This window comes from Acidobacteriota bacterium (assembly GCA_016716715.1).
Lineage (GTDB): Bacteria > Acidobacteriota > Thermoanaerobaculia > UBA5066 > UBA5066 > Fen-183.
This window is the reverse complement of record JADJVE010000003.1, coordinates 84,077-100,509: the sequence shown is the minus strand read 5'-3', so window position 1 is coordinate 100,509 and position 16,433 is coordinate 84,077. Positions and strand designations below refer to the sequence as shown.

At 70.5% G+C, this 16,433-nt stretch carries 21 protein-coding genes; 13 read left to right on the top strand and 8 right to left on the bottom strand.

All coding sequences use genetic code 11. The features are described from left to right. Positions 1 to 3: 3 nt before the first annotated feature. From hybB to IPL89_05305, 3 genes are read right to left on the bottom strand one after another with little or no spacing between them, the layout of a single operon-like run. Positions 4 to 1,212, bottom strand: a complete 1,209-nt coding sequence (gene hybB / locus IPL89_05315) for a Ni/Fe-hydrogenase cytochrome b subunit (protein MBK9062599.1) — start codon at positions 1,210 to 1,212, stop codon at positions 4 to 6. Continuing rightward, positions 1,209 to 2,114, bottom strand: coding sequence for a hydrogenase 2 operon protein HybA (gene hybA, locus IPL89_05310; GenBank protein ID MBK9062598.1), 906 nt, complete (start codon positions 2,112 to 2,114; stop codon positions 1,209 to 1,211). Before hybA ends, hybB begins: the two co-directional genes overlap by 4 nt. A gap of 1 nt (position 2,115) precedes the next feature. Then, positions 2,116 to 3,249, bottom strand: a complete 1,134-nt coding sequence (locus IPL89_05305; protein MBK9062597.1) for a hydrogenase small subunit — start codon at positions 3,247 to 3,249, stop codon at positions 2,116 to 2,118. Positions 3,250 to 3,352: 103 nt separating this feature from the next. Between IPL89_05305 and hypF the strand changes: the two genes are divergently transcribed. From hypF to IPL89_05255, 10 genes are all read left to right on the top strand, one after another. Further along, positions 3,353 to 5,665 carry a carbamoyltransferase HypF gene (gene hypF / locus IPL89_05300; protein MBK9062596.1) on the top strand — a complete coding sequence of 771 codons (2,313 nt, stop codon included), beginning with the start codon at positions 3,353 to 3,355 and terminating at the stop codon, positions 5,663 to 5,665. A gap of 39 nt (positions 5,666 to 5,704) precedes the next feature. Next, the gene (locus IPL89_05295) at positions 5,705 to 5,977 is read left to right on the top strand and encodes a HypC/HybG/HupF family hydrogenase formation chaperone (GenBank protein MBK9062595.1); all 273 of its coding nucleotides are present in this window, start codon (positions 5,705 to 5,707) and stop codon (positions 5,975 to 5,977) included. After that, positions 5,974 to 7,059, top strand: a complete 1,086-nt coding sequence (gene hypD / locus IPL89_05290; protein ID MBK9062594.1) for a hydrogenase formation protein HypD — start codon at positions 5,974 to 5,976, stop codon at positions 7,057 to 7,059. The genes IPL89_05295 and hypD overlap by 4 nt, the downstream gene beginning before the upstream one ends. Then, complete coding sequence (gene hypE, locus IPL89_05285) at positions 7,059 to 8,159, top strand: hydrogenase expression/formation protein HypE (GenBank protein MBK9062593.1); 1,101 nt, start codon at positions 7,059 to 7,061, stop codon at positions 8,157 to 8,159. The genes hypD and hypE overlap by 1 nt, the downstream gene beginning before the upstream one ends. 1 nt (position 8,160) lies before the next feature. Beyond that, positions 8,161 to 8,547, top strand: a complete 387-nt coding sequence (locus IPL89_05280) for a hydrogenase maturation nickel metallochaperone HypA (protein MBK9062592.1) — start codon at positions 8,161 to 8,163, stop codon at positions 8,545 to 8,547. Next, the gene (gene hypB, locus IPL89_05275) at positions 8,544 to 9,236 is read left to right on the top strand and encodes a hydrogenase nickel incorporation protein HypB (protein ID MBK9062591.1); all 693 of its coding nucleotides are present in this window, start codon (positions 8,544 to 8,546) and stop codon (positions 9,234 to 9,236) included. Before IPL89_05280 ends, hypB begins: the two co-directional genes overlap by 4 nt. Then, complete coding sequence (locus IPL89_05270; GenBank protein ID MBK9062590.1) at positions 9,233 to 9,628, top strand: Rieske 2Fe-2S domain-containing protein; 396 nt, start codon at positions 9,233 to 9,235, stop codon at positions 9,626 to 9,628. The genes hypB and IPL89_05270 overlap by 4 nt, the downstream gene beginning before the upstream one ends. 1 nt (position 9,629) lies before the next feature. Continuing rightward, entirely contained in the window at positions 9,630 to 10,280 is a 651-nt protein-coding gene (locus IPL89_05265; GenBank protein ID MBK9062589.1) for a hypothetical protein, read from the top strand. Positions 10,281 to 10,389: 109 nt separating this feature from the next. Next, positions 10,390 to 11,712 carry a cell envelope integrity protein CreD gene (gene creD / locus IPL89_05260; protein MBK9062588.1) on the top strand — a complete coding sequence of 441 codons (1,323 nt, stop codon included), beginning with the start codon at positions 10,390 to 10,392 and terminating at the stop codon, positions 11,710 to 11,712. A gap of 50 nt (positions 11,713 to 11,762) precedes the next feature. Then, positions 11,763 to 12,452 (top strand): Crp/Fnr family transcriptional regulator, encoded by a 690-nt coding sequence (locus IPL89_05255; protein ID MBK9062587.1) that lies wholly within the window; start codon positions 11,763 to 11,765, stop codon positions 12,450 to 12,452. 6 nt (positions 12,453 to 12,458) lie between these two features. Here the strand turns inward: IPL89_05255 and IPL89_05250 are convergent, their stop codons facing one another. Continuing rightward, positions 12,459 to 13,706, bottom strand: coding sequence for a hypothetical protein (locus IPL89_05250; protein MBK9062586.1), 1,248 nt, complete (start codon positions 13,704 to 13,706; stop codon positions 12,459 to 12,461). Positions 13,707 to 13,713: 7 nt separating this feature from the next. Continuing rightward, entirely contained in the window at positions 13,714 to 13,917 is a 204-nt protein-coding gene (locus IPL89_05245; GenBank protein MBK9062585.1) for a hypothetical protein, read from the bottom strand. Positions 13,918 to 13,947: 30 nt separating this feature from the next. On the opposite strand from IPL89_05245, the gene IPL89_05240 reads away from it, so the two are divergent. Together IPL89_05240 and IPL89_05235 are read left to right on the top strand one after the other, a co-directional pair. Then, a complete protein-coding gene (locus IPL89_05240) occupies positions 13,948 to 14,121 on the top strand; it encodes a hypothetical protein (GenBank protein MBK9062584.1) in 174 nt (57 codons plus the stop codon). Between the two features lie 43 nt (positions 14,122 to 14,164). Then, the gene (locus IPL89_05235) at positions 14,165 to 14,674 is read left to right on the top strand and encodes a hypothetical protein (protein ID MBK9062583.1); all 510 of its coding nucleotides are present in this window, start codon (positions 14,165 to 14,167) and stop codon (positions 14,672 to 14,674) included. Here the strand turns inward: IPL89_05235 and IPL89_05230 are convergent. Further along, positions 14,661 to 14,888, bottom strand: a complete 228-nt coding sequence (locus IPL89_05230) for a (4Fe-4S)-binding protein (protein MBK9062582.1) — start codon at positions 14,886 to 14,888, stop codon at positions 14,661 to 14,663. The two genes, IPL89_05235 and IPL89_05230, sit on opposite strands and share 14 nt — an antisense overlap. A 117-nt stretch (positions 14,889 to 15,005) precedes the next feature. Between IPL89_05230 and IPL89_05225 the strand changes: the two genes are divergently transcribed. Then, on the top strand, positions 15,006 to 15,467 hold the full coding sequence (locus tag IPL89_05225; protein MBK9062581.1) for a hypothetical protein: 462 nt from the start codon (positions 15,006 to 15,008) through the stop codon (positions 15,465 to 15,467). Positions 15,468 to 15,510: 43 nt separating this feature from the next. On the opposite strand, the gene IPL89_05220 is transcribed toward IPL89_05225, so the two are convergent. Both IPL89_05220 and IPL89_05215 read right to left on the bottom strand, forming a co-directional pair. After that, the gene (locus tag IPL89_05220; protein ID MBK9062580.1) at positions 15,511 to 15,954 is read right to left on the bottom strand and encodes a hypothetical protein; all 444 of its coding nucleotides are present in this window, start codon (positions 15,952 to 15,954) and stop codon (positions 15,511 to 15,513) included. Between the two features lie 21 nt (positions 15,955 to 15,975). Further along, positions 15,976 to 16,380 carry a hypothetical protein gene (locus IPL89_05215; GenBank protein MBK9062579.1) on the bottom strand — a complete coding sequence of 135 codons (405 nt, stop codon included), beginning with the start codon at positions 16,378 to 16,380 and terminating at the stop codon, positions 15,976 to 15,978. Between the last annotated feature and the right edge of the window lie 53 nt (positions 16,381 to 16,433).

Genomic DNA, 16,433 nt, shown 5'->3' with positions numbered 1-16,433 from the left:
GGGTTACCTCACCTGGGACGCGGCGGCCGCGTGGGCCGGGACCGCTCCCGTCAGAATGGGAAATCGCTTGACGAAGTAGACGTAGACGAGGATCTCGATCGCGACGAGACCTGTCGTCGCGAGGATCTCGGCCAGGCTCGGGAAGTACGCGAACTGCGCTCCGGGACGGTACGCGACGATGAAGGTGTCGATCCGGTAGAGCGTCCCCGCGAGGATCATGAGGAGCGCGGCGCGGAAGAGGTTTCCCGCGTCCGCGCGCTTCTCCGGCGACGCGAGCATCACGGCGGGAACGACGATCAGCGCGATCTCGACGAGGAAGAGAAGGACGTACCCGTCCGGCTTCGCGAAGAATGCGAGCTTGCCGCGCAGCGCGACGTCGACCAGCCGGATGCCGGCCCACGCCCACAGGAACGGGACGACGACCTTGCCGAGGGCCGCGAGCATCTTCCCCTCGCGAGGACGCTTGAAGGCGACGCTCGAGAGCGTGGACTCGAAGATGACGACCGCGTAGCCCATCGCGAGACACGAGATCAGGAAGAGAAGCGGGAGGAGCGGCGTCGACCAGAGCCCGTGGAGCTTCTTGCCCGAGAGGAGCATGAGCGTCCCGAGGGACGACTGGTGCATCGTTGGGAGAAGCAGCCCGAGCGCGATCACGAACGGCAGCGCCTTCTCGACGATCGGAAGGAAGTTGTCTCCGAGGGATTTCTTCAGACCCGCCGGGCCCTTCTTCCACGCCTCGAGGAACGACGGCGAGACCTCGACCCAGAGGACCGCGACGTACGTCATGACGCAGAGCGCGACCTCGAAGAGGGCCGAGCTCGTGTTCCAGTGGCTCACGTAGAGCGGCACGCGGTGGAGAAGCCACGGCCGGCCGACGTCGAGGAGGATCGAGACGGCCGCGAGCGAGTAGCCGAGAGCGCCCGTGAGGAGCGCGGGCCGCACGGCCGGGTGGAACTCGCCCTTGTTCAGGACGTAGACGAGAAGCGCGACCGCGTAGCCGCCGCAGCCGAGCGCGGTGCCCGTCACGACGTCGAAGGCGATCCAGAGGCCCCACGGGTAGCCGTCGTTCAGGGCGGTCGCGCCGCCGAGGCCGGCCGCAAAGCGATAGATCATCGCGGCAACGCCGATTGCGGCGAGGACGACGAGGGCGCGCGTGCCCTTCGTCAGGACGGGGCCGCCGAGCGGAACGGGGCGGTGGAGGACGGCGCTCATTCGGCGCCTCCGTCCTTGTCCTGGGCGCGCTTGTTGCGGAAGACCACGGCGCCGAGAACCGCGTAGAGAGCGAGCGGCGCGATCATCCCCTGGTAGACGCCGTGCTGGATCGAGCGCGGCACGCTCGCCTGCGAAGTCTCTTCGAGGGCGGGGAGGCCGAGCTTCTCGTACGGCACGTGCGAGAGGACGAGGCACTGCGTGCCGCCTCCGTCCGTCTCGCCGAAGACGCGCGGCGGATCGCCGTCCCTGTAGCCGCGGTAGCGGTCCGGGTGGTCCGCGATCCGTTTCTTCGCCTCGGCGAGAAGCGCCTCGCGCGTGCCGTAGATCACGGCGTGGCGCGGGCAGACTTCGACGCAGCCGGGGAGCTTGCCCTCGGCGAGCCGGTGGTTGCAGAGCTCGCACTTGACCATGAGCGGGGCCTTGGACTCCCACTCGAACTTCGGGATCTCGAACGGGCACGCGACCTGGCAGTAGCGGCAGCCGGAGCAGTACTCCTGCTTGTAGGTCACGATCCCCTTCTCGCGCTTCTGAAGGGCGCCGATCATGCAGGCGCCCACGCACGCGGGGTCGACGCAGTGCATGCACTGCGCCTTGAAGTACGACCGCTGCGGCGAGTCGGGGTCCTTGTACAGCTTGATGATGTTCTTCGTCTGACCGTTCAGGTCGAGCGGCGCGTCCCAGAGGCCGTTCGAGTTGGACGTGTCGGGCTTCTTGTTGTTCGCCTCGCGGCACGCGACGACGCACGTCTTGCACCCGATGCAGAGCGTCGTGTCGTACAGGAGGCCCACGGCGTCGGCGGGTGCCGTCTTCACGGCCGCTTCGGCCCCGCCCGTCTTCACGGCGACGGCCGCCGCCGCGGTCGCGGCGGCGCCGGTCAGGAGGCTGCGTCGGTCGAGGGTCATCTCAGGCCTCCTTCCGGGGTTCCTTCGAGGCCTCTTCCGTCGTTCCGAGCTTCTTCGAGGCGGCCCAGCCCGCGCCGAGCAGCGCGCCGCCGATCAGGCCGGCGACGCCCGTCGCGACCGGGGCGACCTTGCCCATCGGCGCGTGGAGCGGGGCGTACGTGTCGGGCGGCGTCGGCCGCTCGACGTCGACGGTGTCGTGGAGCGGCTTGCGGAACGCAAGCGCCTGCTCCGTGCAGCCGAAGCACGGGTGTCCGATGCCGATCGGCCACGCGTCCGGAACCTCCGCGAACGGGAGGACCGAGCAGTTCGCGTGCGTCGCGGGGCCCTTGCAGCCCGTCTTGTAGAGGCACCAGCCCTGCCGGTGGCCCTCGTCACCGAACTTCTGGACGAAGCGGCCAGCGTCGAAGTGCGCACGGCGCGGGCAGTGCTCGTGGATCGTGCGGCCGTACGCGAACTTCGGGCGGCCCTTCTCGTCCAGCGCCGGGAGCGTCCCCAGCGTCGCGAACTGCAGGACCGTGCCGAGCAGGTTGTACGGGTTCGCCGGGCAGCCGGGGATCGTGACGACCGTCTTGCCTTTGAGGATCATCGGGGCGCCGGTCGCGCCGGTCGGGTTCGGCTCGGCGGACGGAATGCCGCCCCACGAGGCGCACGAGCCGATCGCGATGATCGCGCCGGCCTTGCCCGCGACCTCGTTCAGGATGTCGACGGCCGTGCGGCCGCCGATCTGGCAGTAGATGCCGTTCTCCTTCGTCGGGATCGCGCCCTCGACGACGAGGACGTACTTGCCCTCGTGGTCCTTCATCGTCTTCTTCAGCGCGGCCTCGGCCTGGTGGCCCGCGGCGGCGAAGAGGGTCTCGTGGTAGTCGAGGGAGATGAGGTCGAGGATCAGCTCCGCGACGTCCGGGTGCGAGGTGCGGAGCAGCGACTCCGTGCACCCCGTGCACTCCTGGAAGTGGAGCCAGATCACCGACGGCTTGACGCCCTTGACGGCGGCCTCGGCGATCTGCTCGGAGAGCGCCACCGGAAGGCCGACCGCCGCGCCCGCCATGAGCGCGACCTTCACGAAATCGCGCCGGTTCTGACCTTCATCGTCGACGTGGAGCGGCTCGAGTCCGCTTGTTCCGTCAAGGTACATGTGACCTCCGCGCTGTATCGCGTAATCAAGCCTCGATCCGCGGCCGGTTGGCATCGTGCAGATGAATCATTCGGAATTCCCTCGAAGGCATACAGTCGGCGGTATGCGTCGGGTGAGGCTCGAGGTGAAAGGCGCGGTCCAGGGCGTCGGATTTCGCCCGTGGGTCTTCCGGATCGCCGAATCGCTGCGCCTCTCCGGCTGGGTGCGCAACGACATTTCGGGGGTTTTCATCGAGTTGGAGGGCGAGGAGGACGCGCTCCGAGGCTTTCGTCGCGAGCTCGACGCGGCGCCGCCTCCGCTCGCGCGCATCCGCGAGATCCTCGAAACTTCGACACCCCCGACAAAAGAGACGGGCTTCCGCATCCTGCCGAGCGAAGGCGGCGGCGCGCGCACCACGCTCGTCCTCCCGGACGTTGCCACTTGCCCCGCGTGCCTCGCCGAGGTCCTCGACCCGAGGGACCGCCGCCACCTCTATCCCTTCGCGAACTGCACGGACTGCGGTCCGCGCTTCACGATCGTGACGGACCTTCCGTACGACCGGCCAAATACGACGATGGCCGCGTTCACGCTCTGCGGCGCGTGCCGGGAGGAATACGAGAACCCGCGCGACCGGCGCTTCCACGCGCAGCCCATCGCGTGCCCCGCGTGCGGGCCCTCGCTCGAGGCCTGGTCGCCGGACGGCGAGGTCCTGGCGCGCCGGCACGAGGCCCTCCTCGCCGCCGCCGACGTGCTTCGGCGCGGCGACGCCGTGGCCGTGAAGGGGCTCGGCGGGTTCCACCTGATGTGCGACGCGCGAAACGCGGACGCGGTGGCCGCCCTTCGGCGGCGGAAACAGAGAGAGGAAAAGCCGCTCGCGCTCATGGTGCGCGACGTGGTGATGGCCCGCGCGCTCGCGGAGGTGTCCGTCGAAGCCGCGGCGCTGCTCTCGGGGCCCGAGGCTCCGATCGTCCTCCTCCCGCGCCGCGCGGACGCGGCCGTCGCGCCGGGCGTCGCGCCGGGCCGCCCCGAGCTGGGGCTCATGCTCCCGGCGACGCCGCTCCACCACCTCCTCCTCCGCGAAACGGGCTTCCCCGTCGTCGCGACGAGCGGCAACCGCAGCGACGAGCCCATCGCGACCGACGAGCGCGAGGCCCTCGTCCGCCTCGCCGGGATGGCGGACCTCTTCCTCGTCCACGACCGGCCCATCGCGCGGCACGTCGACGACAGCGTCGCGCGCGTCTTCGCGGGCGCGCCGCGGCTCCTCCGCCGCGCGCGCGGCTGGGCCCCGCTGCCGGTGCCCGTCGCCGCGGACCTTCCCGCGATCCTCGGCGTCGGCGCGCACATGAAGACGGCCGTCGCGCTCTCCGTGGGGCGGCAGGTCTTCCTCTCGCAGCACGTCGGCGACCTCGAGACGCCCGAGGCGCTCGAGGCCTTCGAACGGGTGATCGCGGATTTCGAACGCCTCTGGGGCGTCTCCCCGATCGCCGTCGCGCACGACCTCCACCCCGGCTACGCGTCTACGACGTTCGCGAAACGCCTGGCCGAGGAACGCGGCATCCCCGCGTTCTCCGTCCAGCACCACCACGCGCACCTCGCCGCGTGCCTGGCCGAGAACGAGGTCGACGGGCCCGCCCTCGGCGTCACGTGGGACGGCACGGGCCTCGGCACGGACGGGACGATCTGGGGCGGAGAGTTCCTCCTCGGCGATGCGGCGGGCTTCACGCGCGTCGCGCACCTCAGGCCGTTCCGGCTGCCTGGCGGCGACGCGGCGGTCAAGGAGCCGCGCCGGACGGCCTTCGCGATTCTCTTCGAGATGCTCGGAGAGAGAGCGCTCGAGCGCGAGGACCTCGAATGTGTCCGTTCGTTCCCGCCGCGCGAGCGGGAGGTCCTCGCGAGGATGATCGAGAAAGGCGTGAATGCGCCCGTGACGACGAGCGCCGGCCGCCTCTTCGATGCGGTCGCATCTCTTCTGGGAATCGCTCAGAAGACTTCTTTTGAAGGTCAAGCAGCGATGGCCCTCGAAGCGGCGGCCCTCGAAGCGCGGGGCGAGGCCGAAAAAAGCGGGCAACCTCCGTGTTCCCTCCCGCTCGTCGTCGCCTCGGAGGGACCTGCCGTTCTCGACTGGGAGCCGCTCGTCTCTTACCTTCTAAGAAGTCTCTCTTCCGGCTCTTCTCCGTCTCTTCTGGCCGCGCATTTCCACGCGGCGCTCGCGGACGGGATCCTCGCCGTGGCCCTGCACGCCGGGGCCCGCCGCGTCGCGCTGACCGGCGGCTGCTTCCAGAACCGGCTCCTGACCGAGCTCGCCGTGGAGCGCCTCGAGACCGGCGGCTTCGAAGTGCTTCTCCACGGCGCCGTCCCGCCCAACGACGGCGGGATCGGCGTCGGCCAGGTCCTCGTCGCCGCGGAGCGCCTGAAGCATCTGCATCGGAAGGACTGAGACGCGGTCCGCACTAACCTCGCGCCCGTGGGGTGCACGATGTGCCTTGGCGTCCCCGGTAAGGTCGTGAGCATCGAGCCGAGCGCGGTCGACATGCCGATGGGCATCGTCTCGTTCGCCGGGATCACGAAAGAGGTCTGCTTCGCGTACACGCCGGACATCAAGGTCGGCGAGTACGTCCTCGTGCACGTCGGGTTCGCGATCTCGAAGCTCGACGAGGACCATGCCCTCGAAGTCTTCCGCACGCTCAAGGAGATGGGCGAGCTCGGCGACCTCGAGATTCCGCAGCCGTCCGGAGGCGGCACGCCTTGAAGTTCGTGGACGAGTACCGCCGCGAGGAGGACGCGCAGGCTTTCGTCCGCGCGATCCGCGCGAAGGTGACCCGTCCGTGGACCCTCATGGAGATCTGCGGGGGCCAGACGCACACGCTGATGCGTTCGGGTATCGACCGCATGCTCCCGGCCGAGGTCACGCTCGTGCACGGCCCGGGCTGCCCGGTGTGCGTCACGCCGCTCACGCAGATCGACCGCGCGCTCGCGATCGCCCAGCGCCCGAACGTCATCTTCACGTCTTTCGGCGACATGCTCCGCGTGCCCGGCTCGACGACGGACCTCCTGACGGTGAAGGCGAAGGGCGGCGACGTGCGGATGGTCTACTCGCCGCTCGACGCCGTGACGCTCGCCCGGCAGAACCCGGAGAAGGAAGTCGTCTTCTTCGCGGTGGGCTTCGAGACGACGGCGCCCGCGAACGCCATGGCCGTCAAGCACGCCAAGGCGCTCGGCCTCACGAACTTCTCCGTCCTCGCGTCGCACGTCCTCGTCCCGCCGGCGATGGAGGCGATCCTCTCGTCGCCGCAGAACCGTGTGCAGGGCTTTCTCCTCGCCGGTCACGTCTGCGCGGTCATGGGCTGGACGGAGTACGAGCCGCTGGGCGCGCGCTTCCGGATCCCGATGATCGTCACCGGCTTCGAGCCGCTCGACCTCCTGCAGGGCATCTTCATGGCCGTCGACGCGCTCGAGAACGGCCGCTGCGGCGTCGAGAACCAGTACGTGCGCACGGTTTCGCGCGAGGGCAACGCCGCAGCCCGCGCCGTCGTGAACGAGGTCTTCGAGACGTGCGACCGCGCGTGGCGCGGCATCGGCGTCATCCCGAAGAGCGGCTACCGCCTCCGGCCCGAGCTCGCGGCGTACGACGCGACGCTGAAGTTCGAGGTGGCCGCGATCACGACCGAGGAGCCGAAGGAGTGCATCGCGGGCGAGATCATGCAGGGCCTCAAGCGCCCGAGCGCGTGCTCCGCGTTCGGGACGCGCTGCACGCCCGAGCACCCGCTCGGCGCGCCGATGGTGTCGTCCGAGGGAGCCTGCGCGGCGTACTGGCTGTACGCGAGGGCGTGATGGCCGGAGCGAAGCCGCCTTCCCCCGCCCCCGCCCCCGACCTCGGCGCTGCGCTCACGGCGGCGTCGTGTCCCGTGCCCGCGCCGACCGCTGGCGAGACGATCCTCATGGCGCACGGCGGCGGCGGACGCCTCACACAGCGCCTCATCGAGACCCTGTTCCTCAAGAGCTTCGACAACCCGGCGCTCCGCGAGCTGCACGACGGCGCGATCCTCGAAGCGGGCGGCATGCGCCTCGCTTTTTCGACCGACTCGTTCGTGATCCACCCGTTGTTCTTCCCCGGCGGCGACATCGGCTCTCTCGCCGTCAACGGCACCGTGAACGACCTCGCGATGTGCGGGGCGCAGCCGCTCGCGCTCTCGGCGGGCCTCATCCTCGAGGAGGGCCTCCCGATCGCGGACCTCGAGCGGATCGTCGCCTCCATGCAGCGCGCGGCCTCTGGCGCGCGCGTCTCGATCGTCACGGGCGACACAAAGGTCGTGGACCGCGGCAAGGGCGACGGCGTCTTCGTGAACGTGACGGGCGTCGGAATCGTCCCACCCGGCGTCGTGATCTCGCCGCGGCGCGCGCGTGCGGGCGACGTCGTCCTCGTGAGCGGCGAGATCGCCGTCCACGGGATCGCGATCATGTCGCTCCGCGAGGGCCTGCGCTTCGAGACGACGCTCGAGAGCGACACGGCCGCGCTGAACGGCCTCGTCGCGGACCTCCTCGCGGCCGCCGGCGACGCCGTGCACGTCCTGCGCGACCCGACGCGCGGCGGCGTGGCCTCGACGCTGAACGAGATCGCGGGCCAGGCCGCCGTCGGCATCCGCCTCGAGGAGACGAAACTCCCGATCGCCGAGGAGGTGCGCGGGGCCTGCGAGATCCTCGGCCTCGACCCGCTCTACGTCGCGAACGAGGGCAAGCTCCTCGCGATCGTCGCGCCGGAGGCCGCCGACGCGGCGCTCGCGGCGCTGCGGGCCCACCCCCTCGGCGCGAAGGCCGCCGCGATCGGCACGGTCGTCTCCGAGGGCCCGGGCCGCGTGACGCTGAAGAGCCGCATCGGGGGAACGCGCATCGTCGACCTCCTGACGGGCGAGCAGCTCCCGAGGATCTGCTGACGTGCACGAGATGGGCGTCGCCGCCGAGGTGCGCCGGATCGCGCGCCAGTCCGTCGCGGATCGCGGCCCCGGGCGCATCACGTGCGTACGCCTCGCGGTCGGCGACCTCGCGGCCATCGAACCCGAGCTCCTGAAGTACGCGTGGGAGGCGCTCGTCGAGGGCACGCCCGAGGCAGGGGCGACCCTGGAAGTCGACTGGCGGCCCGCGACGCAGACGTGCCGCATCTGCGGCGACCTGCCCGGGCGCGCGCCCGGAACGTGGCTGCGGCTCTGCCCGCGCTGCGACGGCGTCCTCAGCGTGACGGGCGGAGACGACCTCGACGTCCTGCAGGTGGTCTTCGAGGAGGAAGATCCCGTGGAACGCGAAGCGCAGGGAGGGGAGCGATGACCGAAATCGACGTGAAACAGAAGGTGCTGGCGGCAAACGCCGCGGCGGCGGCCGGGCTGCGCGAGACCTTCGCACGCACGGGGACGCTCGTCGTGAACCTCATCTCCTCGCCGGGCTCCGGCAAGACGACGCTCCTCGAGAAGACGGTCGCCGCGCTGAAGGGCTCGCTCTCCCTCGGCGGCCTCGAAGGCGACATCGCGACCGAGCGCGACGCCGAGCGCCTCAGGAAGATGGGCATCCCGGCGCGGCAGATCCTCACGGGCGGCTCCTGCCACCTCGACGCCCGCCAGGTCGAGCGCGCGCTCGCCGACGAGGGTGGCCGCCTCTCGAACCTCGACATCCTCTTCATCGAGAACGTCGGGAACCTCATCTGCCCCACCGGCTACGACCTCGGCGAGGACTTCAAGATCGTCCTCCTGTCCGTGACGGAGGGCGAGGACAAGCCGTTCAAGTACCCCGCGATCTTCTCGAAGGCGGCCGTCACGGTCGTCACGAAGATCGACCTCCTCCCGTACGTCCCGTTCGACCTCGTGGCCGTTCGCGAGCAGGTCGCGACGCTCGCGCCCGACGGCCGTCTCGTCGAGGTGTCGGCCACGAGCGGCGCGGGGATGGACGCATGGCTGTCGCTCCTGACGGATGCGCTCGCGAAGAAGCGCGCGGAGATTCCTGCGGCCGGGGTCGCCTCGTGAGCGGCGGCGTCGACCGACGCGCCCTCCTCCTCTCGCTCGGCGGCGGCGCGCTGACGGCCGCTCTCGCCGGCTGCTCGAAAAAGCCGGCGCTCAAGCCGACGCAGGCGCTGATCCCGCTTTCCGAGATCCCGAAGACGGGCCGCCACAAGGTCCTCGTCGCCGGCAAGCCCGTCGAGCTCCAGCGCACCGCGCAGGGCGTCGTCGCACGCTCTCTCATGTGCTCGCACTTCGGCTGCATCGTCGCCTGGCACGAGGAGCAGCAGGCCTATCTGTGTCCCTGCCACGACGGCGTCTACGACGCGAACGGCGCCGTCGTCGCGGGCCCGCCGCCGACGGGTCTCGCGAACGTCCCCGTCGTCGTCCACGGAAACGACCTCATCGTGGGGGCGTGAGATGACCGATGGGCTCTTCCTGACTCTCGCGGGCGCTGCCGCCGGCGTCGGTGCGCTCCACACGCTCGCGCCCGACCACTGGGTCCCGTTCGCGGCGCTCGCGCGCGCGCAGAAGTGGTCCGCCGCGAAGACGGCGCGCATCACGATCCTCTGCGGCTTCGGCCACGTGACCGTCTCGGCGCTGCTCGGTCTCCTCGGCCTCGTCTTCGGGCGGGCGATTTTCGAACGGGCCGGCGAGCATCTCGAGGCCGTCGCGGGGATCCTCCTCGTGGGCTTCGGGCTTGCCTACGGCATCTGGGGAATGCGCCGCGCCGCGGGACGGCACGTCCACGGGCACGCGCACACCCACTACGACCACGTGCACGACGCCTCGAAGACGACGGCGTGGTCGCTCTTCCTTCTCTTTTCCGCGGACCCCTGCGTCGCCGTGATCCCGCTCCTCTTCGCGGCGGCGCCGCTCGGGACCGTGCCGACCGCGGGAATCGTCCTCCTCTACGAGGCGGCGACGATCGGAACGATGGTCGCCCTGGTTCTGCCCGCCCGGGCGGGGTTCCAGCGACTCCGTTTCCCGTGGCTCGACCACTGGGGCGATGCGGTCGCGGGCGGCGTGATCGCGGCGACGGGCCTCGTCGTGATGGCCCTCGGGATCTGACGCCTCTTCCGCCACGGGACGGACTCTCCGAATCGGAGAAGGAGGGGCGCCCCGCGCCCTTACCGTCCGGACCGGCACGGCGGCTTCGGCTTTGCGACACGGAGCTCACATGAGAGATTCGTGGCTCGGCCGCGCCGTCGTCGTCGTCCTCCTCCTCGCCTTCCTCCTCGTCCCGCTGCACATGATCGAGAGCCTCGTCGCCGAGCGCGAGGCGCGCCGCCGTGCCGCCGTCGCGGAGATCGGGTCGACGTGGGGAGGCCCCCAGACGCTCCTCGGCCCGGTTCTCGTGCTTCCCCATAGAGTGGTCCGCAAGGAGAGCGTCGCGACCGCCCATGCCGCGTTCCTGCCGGAGCGCCTGAAGATCGACGGGGCGCTCGTGCCCGAGCGTCGCCGCCGCGGGATCTTCGAGGCCGTCGTCTTCACCGGGACGCTTGAAGTCAGCGGCACGCTCCCGGTGTCCGACGTGCGCGCGCTCGGCCTCGACCCGGACAACGTGGCGTTCACCGAGGCGTTCCTGTCCGTCGCGGTCTCGGATACGCGCGGCATCCGCGAGGAGCCCGTCCTGCTGTTCGACGGCGCGCGTGTCGCGTTCCGGCCCGGCCCCGGCGCCGCCGGCCTCGGACCGGCCGGCCTCCACGCGCCGCTTCCGGCCTTCGACCCGGGCAAGCCGCACACGTTCTCGTTCACGCTCCGCCTGCAGGGCACGGAATCCCTTTCCGTCGCGCCCCTCGGCGCTTCGACCGAAGCGTCGCTCGCGTCGCCGTGGCCGTCGCCGAGCTTCACGGGCTCGTTCCTCCCCGAAACCCGCCGCACCGGCCCGGACGGATTCACCGCGACCTGGCGCGTCTCGTCGTTCGGCCGGGCCTACCCGCAGAGCTGGAAGGCCTGCCCGCCTTCCGACGCGATCGCGCGCTCCCTCTTCGGCGCGCGGCTCTTCCTCCCGGCCGACGCGTACCAGCAGACGACGCGCGCGCTGAAGTACGCCGTCCTCTTCGTCGGCCTCACGTTCCTCGCGTTCGCGCTGTTCGAGGTCCTCGGAGGCGTGCGCCTGCACCCGCTGCAGTACCTCCTCGCCGGATTCGCGCTCGCGCTCTTCTACCTGCTGCTCCTCTCGCTCGCCGAGCACGCGGGCTTCGGCCCTGCGTACCTCGCCGCGGCCGCGGCGACGACGCTCCTGATCGCGGGTTGGGGCGCGTTCGTCCTCGCGGCCGCGGCGCGCGCGGCTCTCCTCGGCGCGGGGCTCGCGACGCTCTACGGATACCTCTACGTCCTGCTCCGCCTGGAGGACTGGGCGCTCGTACTCGGCGCGGCCGCCCTCTTCGCAATCCTCGCGGGCGTCATGTTCGGCACGCGGCGGGTGGACTGGTGGACTCTGGGCTCGGCGCCGCCCCGCCGCTTCTCCCCGCCTCCGGCCCCTCCGGCGCGCGCGTGAGGCGCTTCTCCGAGCCCGCCGCCTTCTCCAAAACCGCTATTCTTGAGACGGTGTCTTCCGCCCTCCCCCACTTCGACGCGGTGCCCCTCCTCCAGTGCCTCAAGCCGGAGGAGCGGCGGCTGCTCGCGCCCGTCTGCCGCGCGGTCGCCTACGAGAAGGGCGAGGAGGTCTTCCGCGAGGGCGCGCCCGCCGAGGACCTCTGCTTCGTCGTCCTCGGCCGCGTGAAGGTCGTCAAGGCCGGGCCCGACCGCGACGTCATCCTCGGCCTCTTCGGCCCGGGCGAGCCGGTCGGCGCCGTCGCGGTCTTCGAGGGCAAGCGCTTCCCCGCATCGGCCGTCGCGCTCGAGCCGTCCACCGTCCTGCGCGTCCCCGAGCGGGCCTTCTTTGCGGCGATCGACGAGCATCCCGAGATGACGCGCAGCCTCCTGCAGGGGCTCATGGTGCGGCAGTTCGAGATCACGCGCCGCCTCGCGGACGCCTCGGCTCCGGTCGAGCGCCGCATCGCGCGCCTCCTCCTGACGCTCGGGGGACGCATGGGCCGCGCCGAAGGAGGGCAGATCTCGATTCCGCTCGCGCTCTCGCGCCTGGAGATCGCCGAGCTGACCGGGACGACCGTCGAGACGGCGATCCGCGTCATGAGCCGCTGGGGCAAGGAGAACCTCGTCGCGACGACGCCCGACGGCTTCGTCGTGCACGACGAGCCGGCGCTCCGGCAGATCGCGTACGCCGAGGCGGGCTGACGGGGCTCAGGCTCCGGCGGAGAGGCCGCCCTTCGGGCGCCGCTTCCACGCGACGTAAGGCTTCGCGAGCGTGCGCAGCGCCGCGAGCTTCGTCTCGTAGAGGCGCGAGCCGAGCGTCGGCGGGACGAGCTCGGCAGCCTCCTCGGGCTGGACGACGAGGGACACCTGGATGCCCGGCAAGATCCCGACCGGCAGGCCGACGCGCGTGACGGCCTGCCAGAGGTACGCGAAGACCTCCTTCATTTCGTCCGGCTTCGGCGGGTCGACGTGCTCCATCGCGCTGCCGAGCGTGGGCCGGAAGATGCACACGGTCGGGAACGCGCCCGCGTTCACGATGCGGTCGATCGCGCGCTTCGTCGCGCCGATCGGCTCGGGGCCCGCGATGATCTCGCCCGAGACCTTGCCGGGCCCCAGCTTCTTCGCCGTGTACTCCATCGCGTCGAAGAAAGCCTGCTGGCCGACCGTCTGCGCCTTGCCCGGGCACAGCCGCGCGAACGTCTCGGCGTCCTCGAACTCGTAGCAGAACGAGAAGTGATCGGTCCCGGCCGCGATGAGGTCGTCGTACTCCGCGAACTTCCGCTTCGGGACGGGCACGGCCTGCACGCCGATGAACCCGCCGACCTCGGCGCGGATCGCCTTCACGAACGGCTCGCACTGCCTCAGGCCGTGAAGCGACTCGTGCTTGTCGATGTCCTCGAAGTGATAGCCCGTGTTCAGGTGCGTGAAGATCGAGCCCGAGCGGTCGCGCGCGGCCTTCGCGACCTCCACCACGTCCGCGACCTTCTTGCGCGACTCCTCGGCCTCGCCCACGTTGCGACCCGTCGTGCAGAACGCGCACGCGGGCGAGGCGGGCAGGTTCCAGTAGAGGCACGAGTTCGAGACGTAGATCCCGAGGTACGTGCCCTGCAGGACGCCGATCCGGCTCATCTCCGCGCCCGTCTTCGTCTTCCACGAGTACCACTCGGGCTCCGGCGGCACCTCGACTGGGTAGCGATCGCCCGTCCGCGTGTCCGTGACCGCGTACGCGCCTCCGCTCTTGACGAGGAGGAGAGGCGACTTCGCGGCGAACGGCTCGACGACCGGAACGTTGATCCAGATCTTCTTGCGGGGTGACGGCAGCAACAGCTCGAGGCCCGAGCCGAGGCCGGCGCGCGTGCGCGAGATGCGGCGGCCGTCCTCGTCCACGTGGCAGGACTCGTCGATGCGCATTCCGAGGCAGAACAGCTCGATCTCGAGCTCGACGGGCTTCAGCATGGAGTTTCTATCCCTTCAGTCTCTTGCGGCGCGGGAGAAGGTCGTTCACCTCGCGCAGGGCGAGTTCGAGGCCCTTCTCGATGCCCGCGGGATCTTCGCCCCGCTGGGCCGACATCGCGTACTCGTCCCTCAGGCGCTGGAGCTTGTGGCCCAGGGCCCACAGGATCGTCTCGACGGCCTTCTGCTCGTCCTCGGATCGTCCCTTCGACATGGGCCGGATTCTGACCCAAGATCGCCCCCGATGCCCGTTCTCGCCGTTCTGGTCCGGACGCACAACCCCGGCAACCTCGGGGCCGCCGCGCGCGCGGCGAAGAATTTCGGGGCGGAGCTGCTGGTCGTCGACCGCGCGTGGAGGTGCTGCACCCCGACGCAGTGGCATTCGCCTCCGGAGCAGAAGATTTTCTTAGAAGGGTGAAGACCCTCGGCGCGGTGGGGATCTCGGCGCGCGAGCCGACTTCGTGGTCGCCCTTTCGTCGCTGCGCGGGCGGGTTTCGCGAGGGCTGCCGCCTCCCACCACCTTCAAAGAAATCTCCTCTTCTCTCCGCGCCCGCCGCCGCGTCGCGCTCGTGTTCGGGCCGGAGCGCGGGGGGCTGACGTCGGAAGAGCTGAAGATGTGCGACGCGCGGCTCCGCATCGAGACTGCCGACGAGTTCCCGACGCTGAACCTGGCGCAGTCCGTCGCAATCGCGCTGGCGCTTCTCTCGCCCTTCAAAGAATCTTCGCGGCGAAGCCGCGCTCTTTCGTCTCCCGAAGAGACGACAGCGCCGTCGAAGGACGTCCGCCGCCTCCTCTCTTCACTCAAAGAAACTCTTTCTCTCTCGGGCTACCCGGGCCGCGGCCATTCCCGCGAGGTCATCGCCGAGATCGAGTCGTTCGTGAAGCGCGGGAAGCCCACGAAGCGCGAGGTCACGCTGCTCCTCGGGGCGCTGGCCGCGCTCCGGCGCAAGCCGGGCGTCAGCCCTTCTTAGCTTCGAGCCCGAAGTGCAGCGCGCCCGAGGGGCAGCGCTTCACCTGCTCGACGACCTGCTCCGCGGGCGCCCCGTCGAGGTTCACCCACGGCCGCTTGCTCACGTCGAAGACGTCGTAGAGGCCCTGGACGCAGACCCCCGAGTGCGTGCAGACACGGGGGTCGAACGTGACCGTGAGGCCGCCTTTTTCGTAATGCTGAACCGGATCCTTCATGAGTCTGATTCTCCCTCATGACGCCTCCAGACCTCACTTCGTCGCGCCGGGGCCACGCGTTCTCCTTGCCCCCGCCGGCGCCCGAAAGCATCGTGTCCTGCGAAAGGAGCCCTCGCCATGCGCCCGAAAAAAGGACTCACCCTTCTCCTGCCCTTCGCCCTCGCGCTCGCGGCCCGGCCCGGCGCAGCAGTCACCGTGACCGCATACGACGTCACGGTGACGCCGAGGAGCAGCACGGACCTGCCGTGCCCCGTGACGTTCACCTTCCACGGCAAGGTTGGCCTGAGCAAGGAAGGGCGGTTCACCTACCGCTGGGAGCGCAGCGACGGCGCCCGGGACACCGAACCCCATGCGCCGGTGGTCTACGACGGTTCCCACGCCGCCCTCCTGTCGAAGGAATGGAAGCTCGGCGAGAGGTCGCCCGCGTTCCACCCGTACCGGGGATGGATGAAGCTCCACATCCTGACGCCCGAGGACAAACTCTCGCGCCCCGCCGAATTCACGCTCGACTGCGGGGCCCCCTCCGACCCTGCCCCCCCCTCGACGCGCGCCGCACCTGAAGTGAGGCCCGCCGGATAGACCTCAGACGCGGGCCGGAGCGCGGGGGGCTACGACGGCGGCTCTACCGAGGAGTGATCTCGCCCTTTATTTCGACCGAGTTGCCGGCCGCCGCGGCTCCCCGGCACGGCTGCGAGTCGGGGCTCACGACGCATCTCTGCCCGCCGAGCATGAGATGGCAAATGTACCCTCGCGCGTTCGCGGGGTCCTTGCCGGCGCTCACGTCGACGGCGACCGCGACCGTCCCCGCGTAGCCGCCCTTTGCCAGAGTGAAGGGCGTGCTCCCCGCGCCCATGGAGGCCGACCCGGCCGGGATGTTGCCCAGCCCCGGCGGCGGCACCGTGCTGTAGACCTGGCAATAGATGTAGCCCGCGACGTCAGGAGGCGAGATCGACTTCAGGCTCACGGGCACGTTGAACGTGAAGTCGGCGGCGCTCGCGGCGGACGCACTCGCGAAGAGAGCGGCCGCGACCGTGAGCCGGAATTTCGTCGGAAGAAGATTATTCACGTCAGCCTCCTCGGCATTGCGTCAGGGTCTGGATGCCGGTCCGCTCAGCCGGATCGGCAACGTCGTCAGTGTGACCGGCTTGAACGCCCCCGGCCCCGTCAACCGGATCGGGGCCGTCGCGACCGTGACGGGCGGGAACGCGCCAGGCCCCGTCAGCCGGATCGCGGCCGTTGTGAGCGCGACGGAGTGAAAGGCGCCCGGTCCCGTCAGCCGGATCGGGTCCGTCGCGACCGTGAGCGGCTTGAACGCCCCGGGCCCCTGCAACCGGATCGGGGCCGTGTTCACGGTGCGGCCGCCGGCAGGCGGAGGCGCGAGGCCCTTCGCGATCGGCGGCGGCGTCTGCGCGGCCGCCGCGGATCCTGCGAGCAGGACCGCGAGCCACGCGGCGGCGCGCGCGCTCTCGTAGTGCGGGACCCGGCGCTTCATGAGTCTGATTCTCTCTCAAAGCGCCCGCGGACCGCCAAAGCCGCAAGCGCCGA

What these genes read in the sequence shown, in the direction of transcription:
- IPL89_05215 (MBK9062579.1), bottom strand. Translation starts at nt 16,380, where the DNA reads ATGAAGCGCCGGGTCCCGCACTACGAGAGCGCGCGCGCCGCCGCGTGG.
- IPL89_05245 (MBK9062585.1), bottom strand. Translation starts at nt 13,917, where the DNA reads ATGTCGAAGGGACGATCCGAGGACGAGCAGAAGGCCGTCGAGACGATC.
- IPL89_05295 (MBK9062595.1), top strand. Translation starts at nt 5,705, where the DNA reads ATGTGCCTTGGCGTCCCCGGTAAGGTCGTGAGCATCGAGCCGAGCGCG.
- IPL89_05305 (MBK9062597.1), bottom strand. Translation starts at nt 3,249, where the DNA reads ATGTACCTTGACGGAACAAGCGGACTCGAGCCGCTCCACGTCGACGAT.
- hypE (MBK9062593.1), top strand. Translation starts at nt 7,059, where the DNA reads ATGGCCGGAGCGAAGCCGCCTTCCCCCGCCCCCGCCCCCGACCTCGGC.
- IPL89_05240 (MBK9062584.1), top strand. Translation starts at nt 13,948, where the DNA reads ATGCCCGTTCTCGCCGTTCTGGTCCGGACGCACAACCCCGGCAACCTC.
- hypF (MBK9062596.1), top strand. Translation starts at nt 3,353, where the DNA reads ATGCGTCGGGTGAGGCTCGAGGTGAAAGGCGCGGTCCAGGGCGTCGGA.
- hybA (MBK9062598.1), bottom strand. Translation starts at nt 2,114, where the DNA reads ATGACCCTCGACCGACGCAGCCTCCTGACCGGCGCCGCCGCGACCGCG.
- hypB (MBK9062591.1), top strand. Translation starts at nt 8,544, where the DNA reads ATGACCGAAATCGACGTGAAACAGAAGGTGCTGGCGGCAAACGCCGCG.
- IPL89_05250 (MBK9062586.1), bottom strand. Translation starts at nt 13,706, where the DNA reads ATGCTGAAGCCCGTCGAGCTCGAGATCGAGCTGTTCTGCCTCGGAATG.
- creD (MBK9062588.1), top strand. Translation starts at nt 10,390, where the DNA reads ATGAGAGATTCGTGGCTCGGCCGCGCCGTCGTCGTCGTCCTCCTCCTC.
- hybB (MBK9062599.1), bottom strand. Translation starts at nt 1,212, where the DNA reads ATGAGCGCCGTCCTCCACCGCCCCGTTCCGCTCGGCGGCCCCGTCCTG.
- IPL89_05230 (MBK9062582.1), bottom strand. Translation starts at nt 14,888, where the DNA reads ATGAAGGATCCGGTTCAGCATTACGAAAAAGGCGGCCTCACGGTCACG.
- IPL89_05225 (MBK9062581.1), top strand. Translation starts at nt 15,006, where the DNA reads ATGCGCCCGAAAAAAGGACTCACCCTTCTCCTGCCCTTCGCCCTCGCG.
- IPL89_05265 (MBK9062589.1), top strand. Translation starts at nt 9,630, where the DNA reads ATGACCGATGGGCTCTTCCTGACTCTCGCGGGCGCTGCCGCCGGCGTC.